Source organism: Asanoa ishikariensis (genome assembly GCF_900107455.1).
GTDB lineage: Bacteria > Actinomycetota > Actinomycetes > Mycobacteriales > Micromonosporaceae > Asanoa > Asanoa ishikariensis.
The window spans coordinates 1,466,332-1,490,745 of the sequence record NZ_FNQB01000002.1 but is presented as its reverse complement, the minus strand read 5'-3'; the positions used below and the strand labels follow the sequence as shown (position 1 = coordinate 1,490,745).

Sequence of the window (24,414 nt, the reverse complement as noted above, 5' to 3'; positions counted from 1 at the left end):
TGTCCGTCCCAAGCCGGCACGATCCGGTCATCACGGCCGTCGATAGCGGTCCCGTCGCCGGGATGCCATTTCGGAGCGTTGTTGGCAAGCTGTGCGGGTGCGCACCGAACAGGTCCTCGACGGGCGCTACCGGCTCGATGATCGACTCGGCGCCGGTGGCATGTCCGTCGTCTGGCGCGCGCACGATCTCGTGCTGCAACGGCCGGTGGCGGTCAAGGTGCTCGCCACCCGGCACGCCGTCACCGACGCCGCCCGTCAGCGCATCCGCGCCGAGGCCCGGGCCGCCGCCCGGCTCTGGCACCCGCACGTGACCGGCGTCTTCGACTACGGCGAGGCCACCGACGACGACGGCGCCAAGGTCCCATACGTCGTGATGGAACTGCTGCCCGGCCGCACGCTCGCGCAGCGCCTCGAAGACGGTCCCCTGCCGCCCCGGGTGGCACTGCGGATCCTTTCTGAGGTCGCCGCCGCCCTGGCCGCCGCGCACGCCCAGGACCTGGTGCACCGGGACGTTAAACCGTCCAACGTGATGCTGACCCCGTCCGGCGCCAAGGTCGTCGACTTCGGCATCGCCGCCGTCGTCGGCCGTGACGAGCTCGAGGCCGACGGGCTGTTGCTCGGCACCCCCGCCTATCTGGCGCCCGAGCGGCTCACCCTGGGCCAGGTCTCCCCGGCGTCCGACGTCTACGCGCTGGGCCTGCTGATCTACCGCGCGCTGACCAACCGGCTGCCCTGGCTGGCCGACACCACGACCCAAATGCTCGACGCGCACGTGTACGTCGAGCCCGAACTGCTGCCGCCGCTGGACGACATCCCGTCCGAGGTCAACGAGATCTGCGACCGGTGTCTGGCCAAGGAGCCCGCCGACCGGCCAGGCGCCGCCGAGGTGGCAACGGTGCTGGCCACGGCCGCCGGGATCGTGCCGCCGCCGCAGGACGTGGACCCCGCGCTGGCCGGCCTGGTCGTTTCGATGGACGTGCCCACCGACGCCGCGGCCGCCGCACCCGTCGCCGACGACGTGCTCGACGCCGCCCGGCCCACGGTCGATCCGGAGCTGACCACCGAGGTGGTGCCGGTCTCGGCCAAGCCGGTCCGCCGCCCCGACCGCCGCCGCACGGCCCTGCTCGCCGCCGCCGGCGCGGTGCTGGTCGCCGGTGCCGTGGTGGCCGCTCTGGTGATGCCGGACGACGACCCCGGCGCCAGCGCGGACGCCACCGGCACCGGGACGCCGGCCGTCACCGCCTCCCCCACGCCGGGCAGCACACCGCCGACGACGAACCCGGCCGTGACCGCTCCGACCGGCGGCGACCTCGGCCAGGGATCCGGGTCAGGCAACACGGGCACGGGCGGACCGGGCGGGGGCAGCGCGCCGGAAGCGACCCGCCAGCCGGGCTCGGGTTCGGACCAGGACCCGGACGACCCCGACGACCCGGGAACCGAGCCCACAGCCAACCCCGGCCCGACGCCCGGCCGGACCATCGAGCTCGGACTGCTCGGCATCACCGTCGACGCGCGCTGCGTCGGCGACCAGGTCGAGGTGGTCTCACCGGCCGAGCACGCCTCCGGCCCGCAGGACCGGGCAACCATCACGGTGCTCGGCCTGAGCGCGAGCCTCGTCTGCCGCAACGGCGTGCCGAGCCTGATCTGAGGGTCAGCGCGCGGCCGCGTCGGGATCCGGCAACCAGTCGAGGCCCGGGTCGAAGCGGGTCCAGCCACCGTCGCGGGCCAGCTCCAGCACCGACCGGCGCACCAGGGCCACCGCCGGGCTCTGGTCGTCCCGGCGCCAGAGCAGCGACCAGGGCCAGCGCGGAACCGGTCCCGTCAACGGGACGATATGCGCACCCGAGCCGGCCGGGACCGAAAGGTCGGCCGGCAGCAGGACGGCATGCGCCGGGTGGGCGTGCAGGTAGTCGACGGCGTGCTCGGCGCCCAGGTTCGCGCCACCCGGCACGAGCGGCACACCGAATCGCTCCGCGAAGCGCTGGTGGTAGCCGGTGAGCTCGGGCGTGCCGGCCGCGTTCGGCTGCCAGATGCCGCAGTCCGCGAGGTCGGCCGGGCCGGCGGTCGCCACGCCGGCCAACGGATGCCGGTCGTCGAGCAGCGCACCCAACGGCGTGAGGCAGACCAGCCGGTGGTCGAGCGCGCCGGGCACCGGCTCGCCGAGGTCGTGCACGCGCCCGAACGCCATGTCGATCTCGCCGCGAGCCAACGCGTCGATCGCGGCGGGCAGGCCGCGCCGCATGCTGACCTCGATGGTCAGCCGGGGTTCGGTCGCGCTCAGGCGGCGCATCCAACTCAGCGGCGCGTGGAGGTGACCCCAGACGTCGACCCGGACCGGACGGGTGACGGACCGCGTCTCGGCCACCGCGCTGTCGGCCGCGACCAGCAGCGCGCGGGCGTGCGGCAGGAACCGCGCGCCCGCCTCGGTGAGCTCGACCGCGCGGCTGTCGCGGGCCAGCAGCGGCTCACCCAACAGGTGCTCCAGCCGCTGGATCCGCTTCGACAGCGCCTGCTGGGTCAGGTTGAGCCGGACCGCCGCGCGGCCGAAATGCCGTAGTTCCGCCACCGCGAGGAACGCTCGTACCTGTGCCAGGTCGAAGTCCACGTGTCCACGATGGTGGATCCGGCCGCGATGTCAACGGGTGGTAGCCAACGACCGAATGCCGTCCCGGTAGGTCGGGTACGCCGGCGCCCAGCCCAACTCGTCGCGCGCCTTCGCGTTGGAGAGGTGCGCGACGGAGGTCAGGAACGCCCGCAGGTACGGCCCGACCGCCCCGATCAACCACAGCGGGACGGTCATCGGCGCCGGCGTGCCGAACGCCTCCGCCAGGAACCGGACGTGCGCGGTCATCGACGCCGACTCGTCGTCGACGACGTGGTACGCCTCCCCTGCCCGACCGCGTTCCAGCGCCGCGACGGTGGCCGTGCCGGCGTCCGCGAGATGCGTCCACGGCAGCGAGCCGCGCACCCGCTCGGAGACCACGGGCAACGACCGTTTACGCAGCATGGCGACGATCTGCTCGGTGCCGCCGGCGCCGTAGCCCGGGCCGTAGAGCGCGCCGAAACGCAGCGAGATGCCCTCGACCCCGGCGGTGTGGAAGGCGACCTGCTCCTTGACCCGGAAGCCCTCGAGGTGCCGCTCGAGCGCGGCGTCCCGGCCGGGTGGAGCCCAGGGCGTGTTCGCCTCGGTGATCACCCGGTCGCCGAAGTCGCCGTACCCGTAACCGAGGTGCATCGACTCGACGACCAGCCGGCGCGCGCCGACGGCCTGGACCGCCTCGACGAAGTTGCGGGTCCCCCTCACCCGCAGCGCGTCGGTGGCGGCCATCCCGGAGTGCCGCATCGGCACCTTGCGCAGGGCGGTCGCGGCGTGCACAGCGGCGTCCGCCCGCTGCCCGTCGACGGCCCGCAGCAGGGCGTCGCGATCCATCAGGTCGGCGACGAGCGGCTCGACACCGTCGTCGCGGAGTCGTCGCGCGCCGCCGGGCGACCGGGTCAACCCGACCACCTCGTGCCCGGAACCCACCAGCGCGGCGGCCATGTGCCGACCCAGAACGCCGGACGCCCCCGCCAACAGGACCCTCATCACTGCCTCCCTGTACCGGGTACGCCGTGCGGCCCGGCGCCTGTGACCAGCAGAGCAGCGGCGGCCCATGCCGGTCCAACGAATGTTCGTCGCCCTCGGCAACCATCGGTTGTCGCCGCTGCCAGCGGTAGGGTCGGCCGGGTGACCAAGGAGTTCGAGCTCGACCTCGGCAATGGGCAGACCCTGCACGTCTACGACACCGGCCAGCCCGCCGCACACACCGTCTTCTGGCACCACGGCACCCCGAACCTCGGTGCGCCACCGCCGCCGCTGTTCGACGACGCGGTGCGCTGGGTGTCCTACGACCGGCCCGGTTACGGCGGCTCGACCCGCGCACCGGGGCGCGATGTCGCGTCCGCCGCGCGCCTGACCACGGCGGTCGCCGACCGGCTAGGGCTCGACCGGTTCGCGGTCGTGGGGCACTCGGGCGGCGGACCGCACGCGCTGGCCGTGGCCGCGCTGCTGCCCGACCGGGTCGCGGCCGTGCTGATCGGGTCCAGCCTGGCACCGTGGGGCGCCGACGGGCTCGACTGGTTCGGCGGGATGGCGCCGGGCGCCGCCGCGTCGTTGCACGCGGCGCTCGCCGGCCGCGAGGCCCGGGAGGACTTCGGCGCCAACCCGTCCGGAGACCCCGACATCGGCTTCGTCGACGCCGACGAGGACGCCCTGGCGACCGACTGGTCCTGGGTGCTCGACGTGGTGCGGCCGGCACTGGCGCAGGGCCCGACGGCCGCGGCCGACGACGACCTCGCCTACGTGGCCCCGTGGGGTTTCGACCCGGCTTCGGTCACGGCGCCGGCACTGCTGCTGGCCGGCGCACGGGACCGGATGGTGCCGCCGACCCACACCGCCTGGCTAGCGCGAACGATCCCGCACGCGTCCTATCAACAGTCCGATGTGGATGGCCATGTCTCGGTCCTGCGGCGGTTCCCGGCGGCCATGGAGTGGCTCACGAGCCGGTGAGCGACAGGCGGCCGGTCCACCCGCCGAGCACCTCGGCCGGGTCGGCCGCGAGCACGTCGGTGAGCAGGCCCGCGTACACGTCGCGGAAGTCGACCGTGTGCTTCAGGTCGCCGTCGTCCAGGTCGGTCAGGCTCGGCTGCTCGCCGTGCAGGCCGCCGCGCACCCCGGTGCCGAGCACGAACACGTTCGACGCGGTGCCGTGGTCGGTGCCGTCGCCGGCGTTCGCCCGCACCCTACGCCCGAACTCCGAGTAGACCACCACGGTCACCGGACGGCCGGCCATCCGGTCGACGAACCCGGTCACCGCCTTGTCGACCTTGGCTAGCAGGATCTCCTGGAGCTGCTTCTCGTCGGCGTGGGTGTCGAAGCCGCCGAGCGACACCGAGAAGGCGCGCGTGGCCACCCCGGCCTCGACGCACTGCGCGACCAGGTCGAGCTGGGCGGCGAGATCGGTGCGGCCGCCGGTGCCGGTGGCCGAGTCGTCGTCGTCCGGGTCTTCGGGCTGGGCGTCGCGTACCTGCGTGATCATCGCTTCGACCCGCTCCAGGTCGGCGAAGCACCGCGCGGCGCGGGCCTGCAACGGCGGCTCCCCCGCCGCGGGCAAGCCCAGCCCGGTCACTCCTTTGACCTGGCGGCGGGCGCCGGTCGGCACGGCCGCTCCCGCACTGTTCGCGCCGGCCAGCAGCGGCGGCAGCGCGGGCTCGAAGCTGACCGCGAGCCGCGGGTCACCGCCGGCCGTGTCCAGCCAGCGGCCGAGCCAGCCGGTGGTGCCGGGCCGGACCGGGTCCGCGGTCTGCCAGATGTCCATCGAGCGGAAGTGGCTGCGGTCCGGCTTGGGATAGCCGACGCCACGGACGATCGCCAGCCGGCCGTCGGTGAACAGCCGCTGGAAGCCTTTCAGACCCGGGTTGAGGCCGGTGGCGTCGTCGAGGCGCAGCACCTCGCCGGCGTCGTACGCGATGCCCGGCCGGGCGTCCTGATAGGACGCGTCGGCGTAGGGCACCACCGTGTTGAGCCCGTCGTTGCCGCCGTAGAGCGTCACCAGCACGAGCGTGCCGGCGTCCGCGGGCCGGTCACCGGCCGTGTCGAAGAGGTCGGCCAGGGTGTACGCCGTGGCACCGGCGGCCAGCGCACCCGCGCCGACGACACCGCTGGCGAGCAGGAACCTGCGCCGGGTCAACGCATCCATCGACGTTCTCCTCAGTGGACGGTGTACTCGGGGCTGATCAGACCGAGCTGGAGCAGCCGTTCCGGCTTGCCGGCCGCGCCGGCGAGCACCGCCCTGGTGCGGTCGGTCCAGGCGTCGACGACCAGCAACCGGGCCAACGCGTCCGGCCGTCCCGCCGTCGGCGCGGCCTTGAGCCGCTCCAGCACCGCCGGTGCCGCCCGGTCGGCGAGCAGCTCGGCCAGCCGCACGCGGGCCTGCAGCGAGCTGGTGGTCAGCCAGGCGGCGCCGGCCGGCCAACCGCCCACGCTGGGCGGCCGCAGAGGCACCTGGTCGAGCCCGCCCAGCCCGTTGACCAACTGTTTGCGCTGCTGGTCGGTGAGCCGGGAAGGGCGGATGCCGAGCTGGCGCAGCGCGCCGACCGCCCACTCCACCGGCTGTTTGACCAGGTGGCCGTGCGTACCCGCGAAGGCTTCGTCCGTGAAGAGTGCTCGCAGCAGGTCGTCGACGTCGCGGCGCGCGGCGAAGGCGTTCTCCAGCCGCGCGAGAACGTCGTCGGCGATGGGTTCGCCGCTGGCGAACCGGAACCAGAAGCGCCGGGCGAGAAACGCCGCGCCGGCCGGCTCCCGGGCGACCAGCGCGGCGAGACTGTCGGCGTCGAAGGCGGCTGTGCGGCCGAGCACCGTCTTCGTGCCCTTGTCGTGCCGGCGCGGCGCGAACCGCACGGTGCCGGCGCGACGGTCGACGGTCCAGCCGGTCAGCGCACGGGCGCCGGCCTTGACGTCGTCCTCGGTGTAGCTGCCGATGCCGAGCGTGAAGAGCTCCATCAGCTCGCGGGCCAGGTTCTCGTTGGGCGCCTTGACGGTGTTCTTCTGGCCGTCCAGCCAGAGGATCAGCGCCGGGTCGCGCACCATCCGGGTGACGAACGCGGTGAACTCGCCCCGGCCGTACTCCCGGAAGGTCTTGAGCTGACCGAGCATCAGCGAGGCGGTCTTGACCTTCTGCGCGCTGGTCGCCCAGTGCCCGTGCCAGAAGAACACCATCTTCTCGGCGAGCTGGTCCTCGGCCGCGACCATCCGGTCCAGCCACCACTCGATGGTCGCGGTGACCTGCGCGCGCCGCTCCTGGTTGGCCTGCTGCCTGTCCGCCACCGCCGGGGCAGCGAAGACCGGTGCGTCGGCGGCGGTGCCGGCCGCTTCGACCAGCCGCCGCACGGTCGCGTCGTAGCCGGCCCGTTCGGCGTCGTCGACCTCCTCCGCGGTCGGCCCGAACGTGGCGCGGCGCAGCAGGTGAGCGATCCTCGCGCGGTCAGCCATGGGGCGAGGCTAGGCCAACGGTGTACGAGGAACGTAAGTGAGTTGTCAGCGCTCGATCTCCCCATCGGGATCGGGGGTGGCCGGGCGATACTGACGACGACTGGACGTCTATGACTGGGAGACTGCGATGCCAAGCGCCCAGAACGCGGCAAACACGGACAGCAAGCTCGAAGTGATCACCATCCCGGTGTCGGACCCCGAACGAGCGAAGGCGTTCTATGCCGGCCTGGGCTGGCGGCTCGACGCCGACTTCGAGCTCGGCGGGCGGCGGGCCATCCAGTTCACGCCGCCGGGCTCACCGGCCTCCATCCACTTCGGCATCGGCAACCCGCCCACCCCGGCCGGTACGCCGCCGGGCATGTTCCTGATCGTCACCGACATCGTGGCCGCGCGTGAGGACCTGATCCGGCGCGGCGTCGACGTCGGCCCGATCTTCCACAACACGGCCGACGCCACCGCCGAGGGTCCCGATCCCGACCGCAACAGCTACAACTCGCTGGCCGCGTGGAGTGATCCGGACGGCAACGGCTGGCTGCTGCAGGAGATCGTCACCCGGCTGCCGGGCCGGGTCGACACCGGGATCACGTCGTACGAGTCGGTCAACGACCTGGCCGACGCCATGCGCCGCGCCTCGGCGGCACACGGCGAGCACGAGAAGCGCACCGGCGAAGCGGACGCGAACTGGCCGGACTGGTACGCGACCTACATGGCGAGCGAGCAGTCCGGCGCGGAGCCGCCGCTCTAGTCGCGTACCCGGTCGAACAGCAGGCACAGCGCGCCGGTCTCCGTGGTCGTCTGATCCGGAGCGACGCGCCAGCCTGATGCCGGGAGCCCATCCTCGAACAGACGGGCACCGCCGCCGACGATCTCGGGGCAGAGCGTGATGCTCAGCCGGTCGACCTCGTCGGCGGCCAGCAGGGCGCGGATCACGCTGGCGCTGGCCAGGACGATGACGTCGCCGCCGCCCTGCTCGCGCAGGGCGCGCACCTCGTCGGCCGGGGCGGCGGCGGCGATCCGCGAGTTGTTCCAGTCGGCCCGCTCGAGCGTCGTCGAGAAGACCACCTTCTCCACGCTGTCGAGCCAGCGGCTGAACGCCCGGTCGCGCGGGTCAGCGGAGTCGTCGCCGGCCACGGCGGGCCAGAAGCCGCCGAAGCCCTCGTAGTTGGTGCGGCCGAGCAGGGCCGTCGTCGCCTGGCCGGTGACCCGGACCATGTGGTCCCGCGCGCCGTCGCTGATCGCGTGCGGGACGATCCAACCCATGTCGTACGGACCTCCGGCGCCGGCCACCCGCCCGTCGAGCGAGAGCGAGATGTTGGCGACGACGGTGCGCTTTTGGTGGCTCACGGCTGTTACCTCCACGTAGCTGCGGCCTGGTGGCCGTGTTCGCTTCGGGGACGGAGCCGCGCCCGGGTTCTCGACATCCCGGGTGCGCTGACGGCGACGGATGCCGTGTGGTCGGCATGCTGGAGGAGATAGTCGCCGAGGAAGCCTCGTATGTGGACCCGTCCGGCGTCGTCCGTTCGCAGCTTCGTCGGAGCTAGCCACCACTCCTGCTTGAGCAGGGCACGCAGCGCGTCGTACGCGGGTTTCGGCGTGCCGTCGGCGCGTACGAGGCCGGAGGGGGCGCCGAGCCACGCGCCGTCGTCCGACAACCCCCAGTAGGTGATCGCCTGGACGCAGGGGTGCGAGAGCAGCAGGCGGTAGTGCCGCACGATCTCGTCAGCCTGTCGTTGCTCGCCGGCCGGCGTGGAAGGCCACGACTCTGGCTGGTAGTCGTTGAGGTCCTCGATCTCCGGCGGCATGACAGTGCCCGAGACCAACGACGTCTCGGTCAGGTGAATCGGCAGTCCGAAGCGGGCGAACCGATCCAGGATCGCCAGCGTCTTCTCCTCGCCCCAGTAGCCCTGGTGCATATGGGTCTGCAGGCCGATCGCGTCGACGCGAATGCCGGCAGCGAGGACCCCTTCGATCAGGCACTCGTACGCGGTGGACAGGTCGAAGTCGTTGATCAGAAGGGTGGCCGCCGGGTCGGCCGCGCGGGCCTCGTCGAACGCCAGCCGGACGGTCGCGATCCGGCCTCGCTCCCAGGCCAGCCGGGTGATCGCGTTGCGCTGCCGCTCGTTGGCGAACACCGGCATGATCACCGCCTCGTTGATCGCATCCCAGGCGTCCACGACGTCGGCGAAGTCGGCTACCTCACGCCTGATGCGCGCTCGGACCGCCGCCTCGACCTCATCGGTCGACGCCTCGCGCAGCCAGTCGGCTGTCAGCGTGTGCCACAGCAGCGGGTGTCCCTTCACCCGGCAACCACGGTCGACGAACCACTTCGCGGCCCGATGCAGCCGCTCGGTGTCAGGCCGGCCGCGCTGTGGCTCGAAGGGACCCCAGTAGAACGGCAGCGTCGCCGTGTTGAAGACGTCCAACCAAAGGTCGGCGAGTCCCGCGGCCTCGTCGCTCTCTCCGGACGCGAGGGCGATCAACTCAAAGCCGATATTGCCGAACGAGAAGTCATGGGCGCGCTGCTCGACGGTGACTTCGCGATCGCTCAGCGGCTGCCCGTCGACGTCGAGCACGGTGACCAGCACGTCGCCGAAGCGGTGACCAAGGTGGACCTCCGTCAACTCAGGCCTCCTGTCGTGTCGATCGAACCCGGCGCAACTTTCACATAGTTTCGGAGACTTTCAGTCATCCGTCGCCGGCGAACTTTTAGAACGGACGCGTCGTCTTCACCTAGCTGAACATCTTGACATGTACATGGGTCTGTTCCTAGCTTGGGCGTCACATTCCGGAAACACTCCGAAACTTTCGGTTCCGAGAGGTGAGCCTCATGGCACCTAAGAAGACTCTCGCTATGGCTGCCGTGGTGGCGTTGACCGCCGCGAGCTTGGCCGCCTGCGGTGGCGGCGATGACGACAAGGGCAGCTCAGGCGGCAACGTCACGATGCAGTTGTGGATAAACGCCACGACCGGTCCCGGCAAGGCGTACTGGGACAAGGCGGCCGCCGATTTCCACACCGCCAACCCGAACGTCACGATCAAGATCCAGTCGGTGCAGAACGAGGACCTGGACGGCAAGCTCCAGACCGCCTTGAACTCCGGTTCCGCGCCCGACATCTTCCTTCAGCGTGGCGGCGGGAAGATGGCCGCGATGGCCGAGGCCGAGCAGCTCAAGGACATCACCGACGACATCACCGACGCGACCCGGGAGGCCGTCGGCGACGCCGCTCTGAAGACCGGGCAGGTCGACGGCAAGGCGTACGCCGTGCCAATCTCGATCCTGCCCGGGGGTCTCTGGTACAGCAAGGATCTGTTCCAGAAGGCCGGAGTCGCGGCCCCTCCGACGACGCTCGACGAGCTCAACGCCGCGGTGAGCAAGCTCAAGGCCAACGGCACGCCGATCGCCCTCGGTGGCAAGGACGCGTGGCCGGCCGCTCACTGGTACTACTTCTTCGCCCTGCGCGCGTGCAGCCCGGCTACCCTCGACGCCACGGCCAAGAGCAAGACCTTCGACGACGGTTGCTGGACCAAGGCCGGTGAGGACCTCAAGGCCTTCGCCGACACGAAGCCGTTCAACGAGGGCTTCCTGACCACCTCGGCTCAGCAGGGTGCGGGAAGCTCGGCGGGCCTGGTGGCCAACCACAAGGCGAGCATGGAGCTCATGGGCGCCTGGGACCCGGGCGTGATCGCCTCCCTGACGAAGGACACCAAGCCGCTGCCCGACCTGAGCTTCTTCCCCTTCCCGGCGGTGCCCGGCGGTCAGGGTGACCCGGGTTCGATCATGGGTGGCGCCGACGGTTACTCGTGCTCGACCGAGGCGCCGAAGGAGTGCGCCGACTTCCTCAACTTCATCCTGACCAAGGACCAGCAGGAGGCGTACTACAAGGCCTTCAACGCGCTGCCGGTCAACAAGCAGGCGCAGGGAGCTGTCACCGAGGACTACCTCAAGGCAGTTCTCGACGCCTACAACAAGGCACCGTACGTGTCGCAGTGGCTCGACACCGTGTACGGCCAGAACGTGGGCAACGCACTCAACGTCAGTGTCGTGAACCTGCTCGCCGGCAAGGGAGACGTCGCCGGAATCATCAAGGACGTGAACGAAGCAGCCAAGAAGGGCTGAGGGTACCCAAACGATGAGCAGCAACTTCGGTGGCGACGGCTCAGCGGTCACTGAGGATGCGCCTGGCAGTCGCGTGCGGGACGGAGGTGGCGTGCAGGCGCCGCCTCCGTCCCGTGCCCGCCGGCGCGGAATCGGGTGGGCCCAACGCCTGGAGATCACGGCGCTGTCCGGTCCCGCGATCGTGATGTTCGTCGGCTTCGTGATCTTTCCGGTCCTGATGGCCGCGTACTACGGCTTCTACCGCTGGAAGGGTTTCGGGGTACCGACGAACTTCGTCAACTTCGACAACTACAAGACCATTCTGCAGGACAGCGACTTCCTCGAGGCGCTGTGGCACAACGGCCTGATCGTCGTGCTGTCGCTTGTCATCCAGGGCCCGATCGCGATCGGCCTCGCCCTGCTGCTCAACCAGAGGGTGCGTGGCCAGTCGGTCATCCGGGTGCTCATCTTCGTCCCGTTCGTGATCGCCGAGGTCATCGCGGGGACGGGCTGGAGCCTGATGCTCCAGGCCAACGGCGCGGTCAACGGCGTCTTGAGGTCGATCGGTCTGGGCTTTCTGGCCGAGGACTGGCTGGCGAATCCGAAGCTCGCCCTCTGGAGCTTGATGGCGATCCTGACGTGGAAATACATCGGGTTCGCCGTGATCCTGTTCCTGGCCGGAATGCAGAACATCCCTGAGGAGCTGTCCGAGGCGGCCGCGGTGGACGGCGCCTCGTACTGGCAGACCCAACGGCGGATCACCCTGCCACTGCTCGGGCCGACGATCCGGATCTGGGCGTTCCTGTCCATCATCGGCGCGTTGCAGTTGTTCGACCTCGTGTACGTCATCTGGGGCCAGTACGTCGCGGGGACCGCCGGCACCTCGACGATGGCGACGTACATGGTCGTCGAGGGTCGGAACGCGGGCAACTACGGCTACGGCAACGCGGTGGCGGTCGTGCTGTTCGTCATCTCTTTGATCATCGCGCTCGTGTACCAGCGCTTCGTTCTGCGCCGGGACACCGAGGGCGCGCTCACCGAAGGACGGTAGGACATGGCCAGAGGCACTCTTGCCCGGCGTCGGCCGAGGAAGAAAAGCGGCTGGGGCAACCCGATCGTCTACCTGGCGGCCCTGCTGCTGATCGGTCTCATGCTCGGACCCGTCCTCTACATCATTCTCGGCGGCTTTCGGACCAACTCGCAGATCACCGTCGACCCCGCGGGTCTGCCGAACCCGTGGGTCTTCAGCAACTACACCGAGGTCATGACGAGCGAGACCTTCTGGCGGCAAGCGACCAATTCGACGATCGTGGCCGTCACCACCACGGTCGGGATCGTCGTGTTGGGTGTCATGGCGAGCTACGTCCTGGCCCGCTACAGGTTCCGGGGCCGCGGAGCGATGTACGCGCTGTTCGCCGCCGGTCTCATGTTCCCCATCACGGTCGCCATCACGCCCCTGTACATCCTGGTGAAGGACCTGGGCCTGGTGGACACCCTCCCCGGCGTCATCCTTCCTCAGATCGCCTTCGGGCTGCCCACGACGATCATCATCCTGGTTCCCTTCCTGCAGGCGATTCCCAAGGAGATCGAGGAGGCCGCCGCCATCGACCGCTGCAGCCGGCTCGGCTTCTTCTGGCGGATGGCCCTCCCGCTCTCGGTGCCGGGACTGATCACCACCGGAATCCTCGCGTTCATCGGTAGCTGGAACAGCTACCTGTTGCCGCTGTTCATCCTGAACAGCGAGGACACCTTCACGCTGCCGCTGGGCGTGCGAGCCTTCGCGTCGCAGTACTCGGTCGACACCGCGAAGGTGCTCGCGTTCACCTCGTTGTCGATGATCCCGGCGTTGGTGTTCTTCAGCCTGTTCCAACGCCGCATCGTCGGTGGACTCACCGGAGCGCTCAAAGGGTGAGCTGCCTCAGCGGGCCAGCTCGCGATGGACGTCCTGCCATTCCTGGTGGATCCAGCCGCTGACGCGGATGACGGACTCGATCGCCTGCCGCACGGTGTCCGGGCCGTAGCGGCGCAGGGCGTGGTTCCAGCCGGTGACCACCGCCACCAGGTCGTCGAGCGACGACGGCTGGGCCAGACGCAGGGCTGCGACCGGGTCGCCGGACTCGGCCGCGAGCCCCGCGACGTTCAGCGTGGCGACCCGGCGGAAGTAGCCGTCGTCGATCTCGGCCGTCGTCGCTGTCGCCCGGGGCAGGTCTCCGGCCGCGGCGTACGCGATCGCCACGTCCAACAGCGTGGCCCAGTAGTAGTTCACGCCCTTGTGTTCCTGGATCTCGTGGACCTGCCGCCGCTGCCGCTCGACCCGGTCCCGCATCCGCCGGAAGAAGTCGTCCGCGCGCGGATCACCCAGCAGCGACAGCGCCGACGCCACCTTCCCGAGGGCGCCGGCGATCGACGGTCCGAAGTAGACGTCGTCGAGCGCCGCCAGTCCCTTGTCCAGATGGGTCTGCGATCGCGGGTCGCCGAGGCGGTGCAGCACGACCGCCAGGTCGGCGTTGATGCCCGGCGTCTCCGCCTGGTCGTCGACCGCGTCGACGGCCAGCACGCACGCGTCGACCACTTGGGCGAGCGGTTCGATCGGGCCGCGCGCCGCCGAGCGCATCAGCTCGGCCAGGCAGTGAGCGGCGAGGATCGGCTTGACCCGTGCGGTCATGGTCAGGGCCTGCGCGTAGCGGCCCGCGCGCCACAGGCCCTCGGCGATCGCGATCGTCGCGTGGCCGAGCGCGTCGCCGTCCATCGTGGGGTGCTTGCCGACACGGCGGGCCGTTCGGACGGCCGCCTTCAGGTTGCCTCCGATCGCCACGACCGCCGCGCGGGTGCCGACGTGGCGTTGGGTCGCCAGTGCCCGCGCGTACGAGTCGGGGATCTCGGCCAGGCGGCGTTCGGCGCGCTCGAGGAGCCGGCCCGCGCCGGCCAGCGCGACGGCGGCGTCCGCGAGGGCCTCGGCGCGGCGCTGGACGTCGGTGCCGACCTGGGTGGCCGTGTCGAGGACCTCCGCCGCGCGCGGTTCGCCGGCCCTCGCCATCGCGTGGGCGATCGCCTTGTGCGCGCTGCGGCGGGCGTCGGGATGGGGGACCTGGGCGGCCAGGTCGAGGGCGTGGTCCCAGCGGCCCAGGGCGACGAGTGGGGCGATCACCGCCAGGCGGGCGTGGGAGACCGCGGTGGTCAACACGCCGTCGGTGTCAGGCTCGCTGCGGGCGAGTCGGTGCGCCTCGCGCTCCGCGCCTTCGACGTCACCGCCGCGGGCCAGTGCGGCGATCACGTGGGCCACGTACAACGGATCGCCTGAGCGGGCCTTGGCCAGGATCGGCTCGATCAGGGCGCGCCCGCCTTCGAGGGCCGCCGCGACGCTCAAGGTCGCGTACTCGTGCCACTGCGGGTTGTCGATCTGATCCAGCCGGTCCCTGGCTTCGGTCGCGCGACCGGCCTCCAACAACGCGTCGACCAGCACCCGGCGCGCCCAGCTCTGGAGATAGTCGCCCTCGGCGCGGCCCGCCGCCAGCGGCTCGGAGAACCCGCCTGGCGAAACCAGGCCGTTCGCGTGCGCCTCACGCATCCAGCGGACCGACTCGGGCTCCTGCGGGATGAGCTCGACCACGGCGAACGCGTCGTCGAAGGAGCCGTGCGCGGCCAGGTGCGCGGCGACGCGGGCCAGCGCCTGGCCGATCACCGTCGCCTCCGGGATGCCACGCACGACGGCGAGTGCGTCGTCGACCAGGTCGGCCTCCAGCAGGGTCATGGCGGCGTCGAAGCGGACGAAGATGGCCTCCATGCCGTTGGCATGCGCGTCGCCGGCGGCGGTCGCGGCCTTGAGCATCTCCTGCGCCCGGGTGCTGTCGAGGCGGGACCACACGGCCGCGAGGCGGAACGCGACGTGCGTGCGGCCGGCCTCGTTGGCCAGTGCCGGCATGCGCTCGGCGATCGTCTCCAGGAGGCCGGGCAGCCGGTCGTCTTCGGCCGACAGCGCCTCCGCGACGCCGAGCAGGGGGTCGAGGTGGGTGCGGAGCGCGGACCGGTCCAGGCCGAGCTGGAAGATCGTCGGCGACATCGGGGAGCTGGCCCGGGCGACGGCTTGCGCGAGCTCGTCGTCCTGGTCGACGCCGCCGTCGGATCGGTACACCTCCTCGGCCGCCCGCAGTGCCCGGTCGGTGTCGCCCGCGGCGATCCAGCACCGGACCAGGCCGGCCCGCGTCTCCCGCCGTGCGTACGCGGCCCGGATCGCCCGGGTCGTCTCCCACGCCTCCTCCAGGACCGGAGCGCCGCCGACCGCGACCAGACCCGCTACCCGATCGCCGGCCCCGGCCCGCGACCGCGCGTGCTGCAGCGCTTCGGCGGACCGCCCCAGCAACACCAGCGTCTCGAGGTCGTCCTTCGTGTAGATGTGCACCCGCTCGCGGGCCGCGTGGCCGGCGGCCACCAGCGCCAGCCGGTCGGGCAACGGCACACCCTCGTCGACGTGGCGCAACGCCAACTCGACGTCGTCGACGAACGCACCGACCCCGCTCGCCGTGCCGGCCTGGGCGTGCATCCAGTCGGGCGACCCGGTCAGCAGGTCGAGCAGATCGGCGTGCCGGCCGGCCTGGAGCAGGTGGAAGACCAGATGGCGGTGCACGTACCCGTCGTCGGTCATCCGCGGTCCTTCAGCTCGCGGTAGCGGTCGAGCAGCCGGTCGGCGATCGTGCTGTTCACCGCGCGCAGGTCGACGTCGTCCTTCGCACCGAGGAAGTCGTGGAAGCTGGAGTGATAGATCCGGTAGCGGCGTTGCCCGTCGACCCGTTCGACGTCGAGAAACTCGCGCCATCGGCGCACCGCGACCTGGATCTGGGGTGGCGGGAGCCCCGTCCAGGCGGCGATCTGGGACACGGTCACCGGTTCGCGCGCCGCGGCGAGAAAGACGATGGCCGGTTGCCACAGCGCCGCCCAGTCGCCGCCGCCGGCCGCACGCATCTGCCGCCAGTGTGCGTCGTAGTAGGCCTCCAGGCCCTGCGGCAGGTCGTCGAGCGCGAAGTCCGCGAAGCGGCCCTGCTCGATGGCCGGCAACACGTGGTGCAGGTACATGAAGTTGCCCTCGGCCTTCGCCAGCAGTGTCTCGGCGAAGTCGGCCGGCGTCGCCCCCCAGGCGCTCAGCCGCGTCCGTAGCTGGTCCCGATCAAGGGCTCCGTCGATGTACGCCAGGACGTCGGCCTGGTTGGCCGACGAGCGGGGGTCGAGGTAGAAGAACTCGCGCGTCTCGGTCCGCAGCGCCAGCTCGTCGCGTTCGCGGGGCCGAGTGGTGACGACGAAGAAGACTCCGCGCGGCAACGTCGGCGGCAGGTAGAGGACGTTCGCATGGACGTCGTGGAGCGTGAAGACCTCGTCGAGGGCGTCGACGAGGACGACCGCGGTGGCGCCGTCAGGCAGGCCGGCGCTGACCTCGCTGAGCACACCGGCCAGGAACGAGCCGTCGCGCGACGCTTCGGGAGGCAACGCCGCCGCGCGGTCGAGGTCGTACTTCGCGATGAGCTGTGCGGAGACGTTCTCCAAGAACTGCTCGGCGCGGCTGATGCCGAGGGCCCCGACCACGAAGTGGTGCGCCCACCCCCGGGTCGCGGCGAGGTGCGCGAGGAGCGACGTCTTCCCGATCCCGGGCATGCCCTCGATCACGAGATAGCCGGCGGAGTTCCGCGCGATGAACTGGTCGACGGCGTCGACCGCGAACCGCCGCCCGACGAAGTGCTGCGTCTTCTCGGCGATCAAATCGGCGAAACTGATGAGCTTCGCCGCCAACGGCGCGTGCCGCGCGTCGAAGAAGTTCTGGTAGACGGTGTTGTGCTCACCGATCACCATTCCGCGGGCGTCCCGGAGACGGACGTCCATGGTCACTCGTGGAACGTGTTGTGCTGGACACCGTGATCGCCGATGATCACGCCTTTGGCTCGCGAGGCGTCCACGGCGTACTTGCCGCCACGTGATTCGAGCAGGCCGAGCAGCCGTCGCGCGGCGTCGATCACGGGCTGGTCCACGTCGGCGTCGACGAGGGCCCGCTCCAGCGCGGTCCGGCTCTGATCGGAGTCTGCGGCCCGCTCCACCAGCAGCGTTCCCTCGGCGCGATTCTTCCGCAGTCGATCGACGACCAGGTCCTTCAGCGACGTGTACGCGTCAGCCACCGCCGTCTCGGCGAGCTTCGTCGCTCCCGTGGTCGCCGCGGCTACGAGAGCGGCGACGACCAGCGTGATCGGTTCCATTCGTGGGACCCCTCGGCTCGTGTCGGGTGCCCTCCACACTAGAACCGGAACACCAACCTGAGCAGACACGATCGGGTGGAGCACGCCGCGCTATGCGCCGAGGCCGGACTCCAGGAGGTCGAAGCCGCGGTTGGCGGCGGCCACCGCCGGCCGGTAGGCCGCCTCGGCGGTGCGCCCGTCGACCAGCCGCCGCCAGTTGTCGCGGGCCAGGATCCGCTGGACGACGATGATCTGGCCGGCGGCCAGCCGGGCGCGCAGGCCGGTGCGCGGGTCCAGGGCCGCCGCCAGCGCCGCCTCGTCGGCCTCGGCGAAGCTCGCCACGCGGGTGGCCAGGGTGGGCGTCTCGAAGACCATCCGGTGGTAGGCCAACACCTGCGGGTGGTCGTTGAGGCCGGTGACCGGGTCACGGCGCCGCAGCCCGTCGAGGAAGTGCCGGCGCAGCGCGGCCAGCGGGTTCTCCCCCGCCTCGCGCCCGCCGACCACCCGGGCCGCCTCGCCGAGGTGGTCGGCGATCCGGTGGAGCACCAGGTCTTCCTTCGTCGGGAAATATTTGAAGAGCGTCGGCTTGGACACCTCGGCCGCCGCCGCCACGTCGGCGACCGAGACGGCGTCGAACCCGCGAGCCAGGAACAGGTCGATGGCCGCGGTCGAGATCGCGTCGTGGGTGCGCTGCCGCTTGCGCTCGCGGAGCCCGGCCTGCTCGGTCACGCTTATCAGCCTAACGGCCCCCAGTTCACTTGGGCAAATCTCTTACCGAGTCTTATTATTTACTCGGTAAAACGCTTGCTTGTCGGAGGAGGGGTTCTTCGTGTCGGACGGTCTTACCGAGGAACGGGCGCACCTGGCCGCCGCCCGCGCCGCGCTCGCTCGGATGCTCGACACGGCCCGGCTGCGGGTCGCGACCGGTGCGCAGGTCGCCGGTGACCGCTACACGGCGGAGACCCTGGGCCGGATGTTGCGGACGCAGGCCAAAGAGCTGGCGGAGGAGCCGGCCGGCCCGCTCTTCTTCGGCCGCCTGACGTTCGACCCGGGCGAGCCGCGCTACCACATCGGTCGCCGGCACATCGGCGACACGGGCGGCCAGCCACTGGTCGTCGACTGGCGCGCGCCGCTCGCTCGGGCGTTCTACCGGGCCAGCGCGCGGGACCGGATGGGCGTCACCACCCGACGCCGCTACGGCTGGGCCGGCGCGGGCGAGCTGACCGGCTACGAGGACGAGCACCTGGAGCACGACACCGCGAGCCGGCTGCTGGCCGACGAGATCGAGCGCCCCCGGGTCGGCCCGATGCGCGACATCGTCGCGACCATCCAGCCCGAGCAGGACGAGCTCGTCCGGGCCGACCTCGACGAGTCGGTGTGCGTGCAGGGAGCGCCGGGCACGGGCAAGACCGCGGTCGGCCTGCACCGGGCCGCCTACCTGCTCTACTCGCACCGGGCACGGCTGTCCCGCGGTGGGGTGCTGGTGCTCGGGCCGAACCCCGCGTTCCTCGCGTACATCTCGTCCGTGCTGCCCGCGCTGGGTGAGGTCGACGTGTCGCAGCGCACCCTCGACCAGCTACTCGGCGGCGCCTCGCTGGTGGACTCTGACGAGTCGACCGTCGTCAAGCACGACCCGCGGATGGCCACCATGCTGGCGCGGGCCCTCTACGGCCGGCTCGGCGAGCCGACCGAGCCACTGGTGGTGCCTGACGGCGCGTACCGCTGGCGGGTCTCCGAAGTGGCCCTGGCCCGGCTGATGGACGAGATCTGGCAGGAGTCGCCGCGCTACGGCGTCGGTCGGGAGCGGCTGCGTTCCCGGCTCGTCGACCTGGTGCGGCGCCAGGCCGAGCGGCGGGGACTGGTGCCCGGCGAGGCGTGGGCGCGCCAGATCGGCCGGAGCCAGCCGGTGCGGGACCTTCTCGACCGGCTGTGGCCACGGGTCCGCCCGCCGGATCTGGTGGCCAGGTTGCTGCGCGATCCGTCGGCGGCCGCCGACGGGATCCTCTCCGACGCCGAGCAGGAGGCGATCCGCCGGCCACCGCGCCGGACCGGCTGGTCGGCCGCCGACCTCGTGCTGGTCGACGAGGTGGCCGGGCTGATCGAGCAGCCGGCGAGCTTCGGCCACATCGTCGTCGACGAGGCACAGGACCTCTCGCCGATGGAATGCCGGGTGATCGCCCGCCGCAGCGCGCACGGTTCGCTGACCGTGCTCGGCGACCTGGCCCAGGGCACGACACCGTGGGCGGCCACGAGCTGGGAGTCGCAGCTCGGCCACCTGGGCAAGCCGTCCGCGCCGGTGGTCGCGCTGACCGCCGGCTTCCGGGTGCCGGGCGCGGTGGTCACCCTGGCCAACCGGCTGCTGGCCACGCTCGACGTCGCCGTGCCACCGACCCGCGCGGTCCGCGACGCCGGGTCGCTGCGGGTTCTTCCTTCGGACGACCTGTGCGGCGGGGTCGCGGCGGCCGTCAAAGCGGCGCTCGATCTCGACGGCTCGGTGGCCGTCATCGCGGCGCCGTCGGCTATCGCGACGCTGTCCGCCGCCCTGCCCGTCACTCCTCGGCTGACCGTGCTGCCGGCGGGTCTCGCGAAGGGTCTCGAGTACGACCACGTGGTCGTCGTCGAGCCGGCCGACATCGCCGCGGAGCCACGCGGGCCGCACCTGCTCTACGTGGTCCTCACGCGGGCCGTCTCGCGGCTGGACATCGTCCACTGCCGGCCGCTGCCGCCGCCGATCGCGGGTTGACTACGGTGAAGGACGTGCCTGCTCAAACCGCGCCCGCCGACCCACGCCTGGCCCCGTTGACCGAAGCGGAGGACCCCGACCTCGAACACGAGGGACTGTCGCGGCGCCTGTCGTTCACCGGCCTGGACCTCTCGGCCCAGGAAGCCGACGCGGTGGAGTTCGACCAGTGCCGGTTCGAGCGCACCACCCTCGCGGCGGCGGTGCTGGACCAGCCCCGCTTCACCGACTGCGAGGTCTCGCACTGCGACTGGGCCAACGCCCGCCTGACGAAGCCGACGCTGCTGCGCACGAGGCTGACCAGCGTCCGTCTGACCGGCGCCCAGTGCACGGCCGGCACGCTGCGCGACGTCTCGTTCGACGACTGCCGCGCCGACCTGGCCGGGTTCCGCTTCACGACGTTCGCCCATGTCCGTTTCAGCGGCTGCAACCTGACCGGAGCCGACTTCACCGGAGCCGACCTGCGCCGCGCGGAGTTCGTGGCCTGCGACCTGACGGGCGCCCAGTTCTCCAACGCCACCTGCACGGGCGCGCGCTTCACGAACTGCGACCTCTCCGGAATCGGCGGCGTCACGGGCCTGTCGGGCGCCACCATCACCGCCGACGACCTGATCGCGTTGTCACACACCTTCGCCCGAGCACTCGGCATCACGGTCATCGCGTCGGCGCCGCCGCGCTAGGGCTTGGTGCCCCTCGCGAGCACGGCCGGCATGGGGATGACGACCCGGCCGTCGGTGGTCACGAACCGCTGCGCGGCCTGGGCGATCGCATCCGCGATCGCGCGCTGTGCCGCCGGGCTCTGCCTTCGGAGCAGGGCGCCTGTCCTGGCCGTGCCGTGCAGGAACGACGGGAAGACGGCTTCGACCGTGGGTGGTGTCCAGCGCAGGTCGACGGTCGTCACCGCCGCGTCCGTGAACCCGGCCGCGCCCAGGGCGGCCGTGCACTGCTCGGGCCGGCTGTAGCGGAAGAAGTCCGGACCCTGAGGGATCGCCACGGGCGCGCCGTGGGTCGCGACGGCCGCGAGCACCAGGTTGAAACCCAACGCCTCAGCGGGATCCGCCCAGGCGGTGAAGGCGAACCGGCCGCCGACCGCCAGCACGCGGAAGGCCTCGGCGATGGCGGCATCCGGGTTGCCGAGATGCAGAATGCCGAAGTTCATGCCCACCGCGTCGAACGCCCCGTCGGCGAACGGCAGGCGTTCCGCGTCGCCGAGGACGAAGGTCAGGTCCGGGTACGTCCGGGCACCCTTCGCGAGCATCGCCGGCGAGAAGTCGAGTGCCACCGCCCGCGCGCCCTTGGCCGTCGCCGCCGCGGCGAGGTAGCCCGGCCCGGACGCGACATCAAGGAACCGGCCGGGCGCCAGGGAGTCCAGCACGGACGTGATCGTCTGCGAGGTCAGCTCGCTCCAGGCGGCGTGATAGGTCTCGACGGCGTCCTGCCATCTGCCGTGCTCGAACGCTCTGAACGCCGCGCGATCCTGGGCCGCACTCATCGGTCCCCCTCGCCTTTCGAGCAATGCTTCCACTCGATCCGGCGCGGAGGAAGGGCCGCGACCCGCGGCCCACCGTCAGTGGCCTGAGTCGCCCTGGCCGGCTGTGGTGGGGAAGTTGCCCAGGACGTGGTTGATGACGTGCACGCGGCCGTTGGCGATGCGGTAGTCGGCGCAGACGGTCGTTGCCTCGTCGCCGATGCGGGCCATCTTGTCGGCCTCGCTGACCTTGACCGTCGTGCCGTCCAGCGTGGTCACCGAGTCCGCGTCGCGGAGGTCAGCCAAGCTCAGGGAGCGGTCGACGATGTGCGCGCGGAGCAGCGTACGCAGCGCGTCCTTGTCTTTGATCATCAGCTCGTCGAGGTTGTCCTGCGAGAACTTGGCCATGAAGGCGTCGTCGGAGGGGGCCAGCACGGTGATGGCCTTCTTGCCCTCGAGCTCCGGCACGAGCTCGGATGCCCGCAAGGCGCCCTCGAACGTGGTCAGCACGGTGATCCATTGCAGCGCCTGGTCCACCGACTCGCTCGCCAGCGCCGTCGGGTTGCCCGGCTCGTCGCCCTTGGGCAACTCGCCGCACAGCGGACCCGACACCGCGGCGGTGGAAGGCTCCTCGTCCGACGTGCAGCCCGCCACAGCCAGCGCGGCCACCATGACGACCGCCAGCAACCGGGTGCGCATCAAAGCCCTCCAGGAAGAAAAGGTGCGTACCGGCGGGCCGGGCTTCCCGGTCCAGCCCGCCGGTACGACAGTGTTACGTCAGTGGATCACAGGGTGGAGCACTGACCCGCCCGCGGTCCGTTGACCACGTTGCGGACCTCGAGGTTGGTCGGAGCCGTGCTGTTGCCGGCGCAGTTCAGCGGGCCGCTGACGCTGTTGCCGGCGAAGTACGGAGCCGCACCGTTGGTGTTGTTGACCAGGTTGACCGGGCCGGACACGTTCGTGCCGATGACGGTGACCGGGCCGTTGGTGTTCGCGACCTGGAGCGGGCCGCGCACACTGCTGTCGCCGAAGAAGACACCCGCGGCGTTGGCGGCGTTGACCGGACCACTGATGGTCGTGTTGGTGGCGACCAGGGTCGCACCCGGACGGAGGTTGACCGGACCGTTGACCGTGGCACCCGACAGGCAGGCGAAGCCAGAGATGGTCAGCGGCCCGTTGTGGCGGCCGGTGAGGGTCGGGTAGACCCGCTCGCCACTCACCCACTCCTCTTCGCCCTGCTCGTCCAGCAGCAGCGGGATCAGACCGCGCTCCGGCTGGGCCAGCGGCACGACGTACCCGTCGGCGACCTTGACGACCTTCCAGCCGTGCGCCGCGATCCGCTCGGCGACCGTGGCACCGACGTCGTTCGGACCGTCGGTACGCGCGCCGTTGTACTGCGCCTCGGTGAGCTTGTAGGCACACGGGGCGTTGTCCAGGATCATGTCCGGCGTCGGCAGGTCCTCGCGGGGGCCGGCCTCACCCGGGTGCGGCGCCGGGTGCAGCGGGACGACCCGCGAACCCCGGAAGACGATCCGGCCGTTGTTGCCGGCCTGGAACTCGATCGCCTCGCCACGCGCCTTCTTGATGTCGCTGAGCTGGTTGTGGTGGTAGTCCATGAACTGGTTGAACGTCCACAGCGCGGAGAACGTCTTGCGGCGACGGTTGTTCGCCGTGTTGCCCTCGTCCGGCCGGGTCGCGCCACCGGAGCTGCGGAGCTCCAGGAGCGAGTTCACGGTGTTCTTCAGGCCGAGGGTGTTACGCAGGATGGTCTCTTCGCTCAGACCAACACCACTGCCATTCGCGCAGCCGTACGGGCAAGCCCACCAGCCGTCCTTGGCACCCTCGACGTACATGTGGTTCTCGATCATGTCGAGCGACTCGTCGAAGATCTGCTGAGCCACGTTCTGGTGACGCGGCGGCAGCATCGGCAGGTCGCCGGCCTGGTTGTTGCCGTACTCGTGACCGTCGTAACCGGCCACCGGGCGGTAGTCGCGCAGCATGCGCACGTACGCCGCGGTCTCCGGCTGACGGATCAGCGAGTAGTCCCGGTTGAGGTCCTGACCGGTGGTGTTGCCGCGGGTGTTGGCGGCCCGGCCGTCACCGTTGATCGTCGGAACGATCAGGACGGTGGTGTTCTTGAGCAGGCCCAGCGTACGGGCGTCGTTGCTGAACGCGAGCTGGCGAGCCATGATCAGGCAGGCCTCGCGGTCGCCCGGCTCGTTGCCGTGCACGTTGCAGTTGACGGCCAGCGGCGAGGTGGCAGCCACCGCGGCCGGGGTCGCCGGCGGCGTCGGGTAGCCGATGACGAGCATGTTGATCGGGCGGTTCTGCACGGTACGGCCGATCTCGACCACCCGCACCCGCTCGCTCAACTGGTCGACGGCCGCCGTGTAGGCGTACTCGTTGGCGTCGCTGGTGTACTGCGCGGCCTGAGTGGTCTCCCACTGGGTACGCAGGTTCTGGCCGGCGACAGCGGGGTCACCCCACGGCGCCTTGGTGGTGTCGAACACCGGCGACGAGTACGGCTGCTCGGCGGTGCCGATCCGGGCCCGAACCCGCCACTGGAAGCGGGTGCCGGGGTTGAAACCGGCGTCGGCGAAGGTCGGCGTCTCGTTGTTGATCTGCCGGTTCGGACGCCACACGCCGACCACCGTGGGGGTGCCGGTGGGTGCGTTGGCGGCGTCGACCGCGGTGCGCTCGATCTGGTAGTCAGCGGCACCGGGGACCGGCGTCCAGGCAACGGTGGCGAACCCGTCAGCCTGGCTGACCGTCAGGTCGGTGACCTGGTTGGGCTCGGCCGCCGCGAAGGCCGGCAGAGGAGCCGCGAACGCCGAGGTCGACGTCACGACGGGGGCGAACGTGGCA

The 24,414-nt window shown here is 71.2% G+C and carries 21 protein-coding genes; 8 read left to right on the top strand and 13 right to left on the bottom strand.

The window, feature by feature from the left end:
- Positions 1 to 97: 97 nt before the first annotated feature.
- A complete protein-coding gene (locus BLV39_RS43090; protein ID WP_239083801.1) occupies positions 98 to 1,648 on the top strand; it encodes a serine/threonine-protein kinase in 1,551 nt (516 codons plus the stop codon).
- 3 nt (positions 1,649 to 1,651) lie between these two features.
- Here BLV39_RS43090 and BLV39_RS21355 read toward each other — a convergent pair whose 3' ends face one another.
- Positions 1,652 to 2,605, bottom strand: coding sequence for a LysR family transcriptional regulator (locus BLV39_RS21355; RefSeq protein ID WP_090795481.1), 954 nt, complete (start codon positions 2,603 to 2,605; stop codon positions 1,652 to 1,654).
- Between the two features lie 30 nt (positions 2,606 to 2,635).
- Positions 2,636 to 3,586, bottom strand: coding sequence for an NAD-dependent epimerase/dehydratase family protein (locus BLV39_RS21350; RefSeq protein WP_090795477.1), 951 nt, complete (start codon positions 3,584 to 3,586; stop codon positions 2,636 to 2,638).
- Between the two features lie 141 nt (positions 3,587 to 3,727).
- Between BLV39_RS21350 and BLV39_RS21345 the strand changes: the two genes are divergently transcribed.
- Complete coding sequence (locus tag BLV39_RS21345; protein WP_090795473.1) at positions 3,728 to 4,549, top strand: alpha/beta fold hydrolase; 822 nt, start codon at positions 3,728 to 3,730, stop codon at positions 4,547 to 4,549.
- Here the strand turns inward: BLV39_RS21345 and BLV39_RS21340 are convergent.
- Positions 4,536 to 5,738: a DUF1501 domain-containing protein gene (locus tag BLV39_RS21340; protein WP_090795470.1), complete on the bottom strand. Its 1,203-nt coding sequence runs from the start codon at positions 5,736 to 5,738 to the stop codon at positions 4,536 to 4,538. The genes BLV39_RS21345 and BLV39_RS21340 overlap by 14 nt on opposite strands.
- An 11-nt stretch (positions 5,739 to 5,749) precedes the next feature.
- On the bottom strand, positions 5,750 to 7,030 hold the full coding sequence (locus BLV39_RS21335; RefSeq protein ID WP_090795464.1) for a DUF1800 domain-containing protein: 1,281 nt from the start codon (positions 7,028 to 7,030) through the stop codon (positions 5,750 to 5,752).
- A gap of 127 nt (positions 7,031 to 7,157) precedes the next feature.
- Here BLV39_RS21335 and BLV39_RS21330 point away from each other — a divergent pair, with 127 nt between their 5' ends.
- Positions 7,158 to 7,775, top strand: a complete 618-nt coding sequence (locus tag BLV39_RS21330; RefSeq protein WP_090795460.1) for a VOC family protein — start codon at positions 7,158 to 7,160, stop codon at positions 7,773 to 7,775.
- Here BLV39_RS21330 and BLV39_RS21325 read toward each other — a convergent pair.
- A complete protein-coding gene (locus BLV39_RS21325; RefSeq protein WP_090795456.1) occupies positions 7,772 to 8,374 on the bottom strand; it encodes a dihydrofolate reductase family protein in 603 nt (200 codons plus the stop codon). The two genes, BLV39_RS21330 and BLV39_RS21325, sit on opposite strands and share 4 nt — an antisense overlap.
- Before the next feature lie 5 nt (positions 8,375 to 8,379).
- The gene (locus tag BLV39_RS21320) at positions 8,380 to 9,651 is read right to left on the bottom strand and encodes an endo-1,4-beta-xylanase (protein WP_090795453.1); all 1,272 of its coding nucleotides are present in this window, start codon (positions 9,649 to 9,651) and stop codon (positions 8,380 to 8,382) included.
- Positions 9,652 to 9,881: 230 nt separating this feature from the next.
- Here BLV39_RS21320 and BLV39_RS21315 point away from each other — a divergent pair, with 230 nt between their 5' ends.
- The 3 genes from BLV39_RS21315 to BLV39_RS21305 all read left to right on the top strand — a co-directional run bounded on the left by BLV39_RS21315 (position 9,882) and on the right by BLV39_RS21305 (position 13,038).
- Positions 9,882 to 11,147, top strand: coding sequence for an ABC transporter substrate-binding protein (locus tag BLV39_RS21315; RefSeq protein WP_239083802.1), 1,266 nt, complete (start codon positions 9,882 to 9,884; stop codon positions 11,145 to 11,147).
- A 91-nt stretch (positions 11,148 to 11,238) separates the two neighbouring features.
- Positions 11,239 to 12,177, top strand: a complete 939-nt coding sequence (locus BLV39_RS21310) for a carbohydrate ABC transporter permease (protein ID WP_239083803.1) — start codon at positions 11,239 to 11,241, stop codon at positions 12,175 to 12,177.
- 3 nt (positions 12,178 to 12,180) lie between these two features.
- On the top strand, positions 12,181 to 13,038 hold the full coding sequence (locus BLV39_RS21305) for a carbohydrate ABC transporter permease (protein WP_090795442.1): 858 nt from the start codon (positions 12,181 to 12,183) through the stop codon (positions 13,036 to 13,038).
- A 6-nt stretch (positions 13,039 to 13,044) separates the two neighbouring features.
- Here the strand turns inward: BLV39_RS21305 and BLV39_RS21300 are convergent, their stop codons facing one another.
- The 4 genes from BLV39_RS21300 to BLV39_RS21285 form a co-directional block, all read right to left on the bottom strand.
- Positions 13,045 to 15,768, bottom strand: coding sequence for a hypothetical protein (locus BLV39_RS21300; RefSeq protein ID WP_090795438.1), 2,724 nt, complete (start codon positions 15,766 to 15,768; stop codon positions 13,045 to 13,047).
- Entirely contained in the window at positions 15,765 to 16,994 is a 1,230-nt protein-coding gene (locus tag BLV39_RS21295) for an AAA family ATPase (RefSeq protein WP_143049831.1), read from the bottom strand. The genes BLV39_RS21300 and BLV39_RS21295 overlap by 4 nt, the downstream gene beginning before the upstream one ends.
- A gap of 2 nt (positions 16,995 to 16,996) precedes the next feature.
- Positions 16,997 to 17,362, bottom strand: coding sequence for a hypothetical protein (locus BLV39_RS21290; RefSeq protein WP_090795429.1), 366 nt, complete (start codon positions 17,360 to 17,362; stop codon positions 16,997 to 16,999).
- A gap of 90 nt (positions 17,363 to 17,452) precedes the next feature.
- Positions 17,453 to 18,070 (bottom strand): TetR/AcrR family transcriptional regulator, encoded by a 618-nt coding sequence (locus BLV39_RS21285; RefSeq protein ID WP_090795425.1) that lies wholly within the window; start codon positions 18,068 to 18,070, stop codon positions 17,453 to 17,455.
- 100 nt (positions 18,071 to 18,170) lie between these two features.
- Here BLV39_RS21285 and BLV39_RS21280 point away from each other — a divergent pair, with 100 nt between their 5' ends.
- On the top strand, positions 18,171 to 20,084 hold the full coding sequence (locus BLV39_RS21280; RefSeq protein ID WP_239083804.1) for a HelD family protein: 1,914 nt from the start codon (positions 18,171 to 18,173) through the stop codon (positions 20,082 to 20,084).
- Between the two features lie 14 nt (positions 20,085 to 20,098).
- A complete protein-coding gene (locus BLV39_RS21275; RefSeq protein WP_176985006.1) occupies positions 20,099 to 20,761 on the top strand; it encodes a pentapeptide repeat-containing protein in 663 nt (220 codons plus the stop codon).
- Here the strand turns inward: BLV39_RS21275 and BLV39_RS21270 are convergent.
- The 3 genes from BLV39_RS21270 to BLV39_RS21260 form a co-directional block, all read right to left on the bottom strand.
- The gene (locus BLV39_RS21270) at positions 20,758 to 21,573 is read right to left on the bottom strand and encodes a class I SAM-dependent methyltransferase (protein WP_090795414.1); all 816 of its coding nucleotides are present in this window, start codon (positions 21,571 to 21,573) and stop codon (positions 20,758 to 20,760) included. The two genes, BLV39_RS21275 and BLV39_RS21270, sit on opposite strands and share 4 nt — an antisense overlap.
- A gap of 75 nt (positions 21,574 to 21,648) precedes the next feature.
- Positions 21,649 to 22,248, bottom strand: a complete 600-nt coding sequence (locus tag BLV39_RS21265) for a fasciclin domain-containing protein (protein ID WP_090795411.1) — start codon at positions 22,246 to 22,248, stop codon at positions 21,649 to 21,651.
- An 86-nt stretch (positions 22,249 to 22,334) separates the two neighbouring features.
- Positions 22,335 to 24,395, bottom strand: coding sequence for a M14 family zinc carboxypeptidase (locus BLV39_RS21260; protein WP_239083805.1), 2,061 nt, complete (start codon positions 24,393 to 24,395; stop codon positions 22,335 to 22,337).
- Positions 24,396 to 24,414 lie beyond the last annotated feature (19 nt).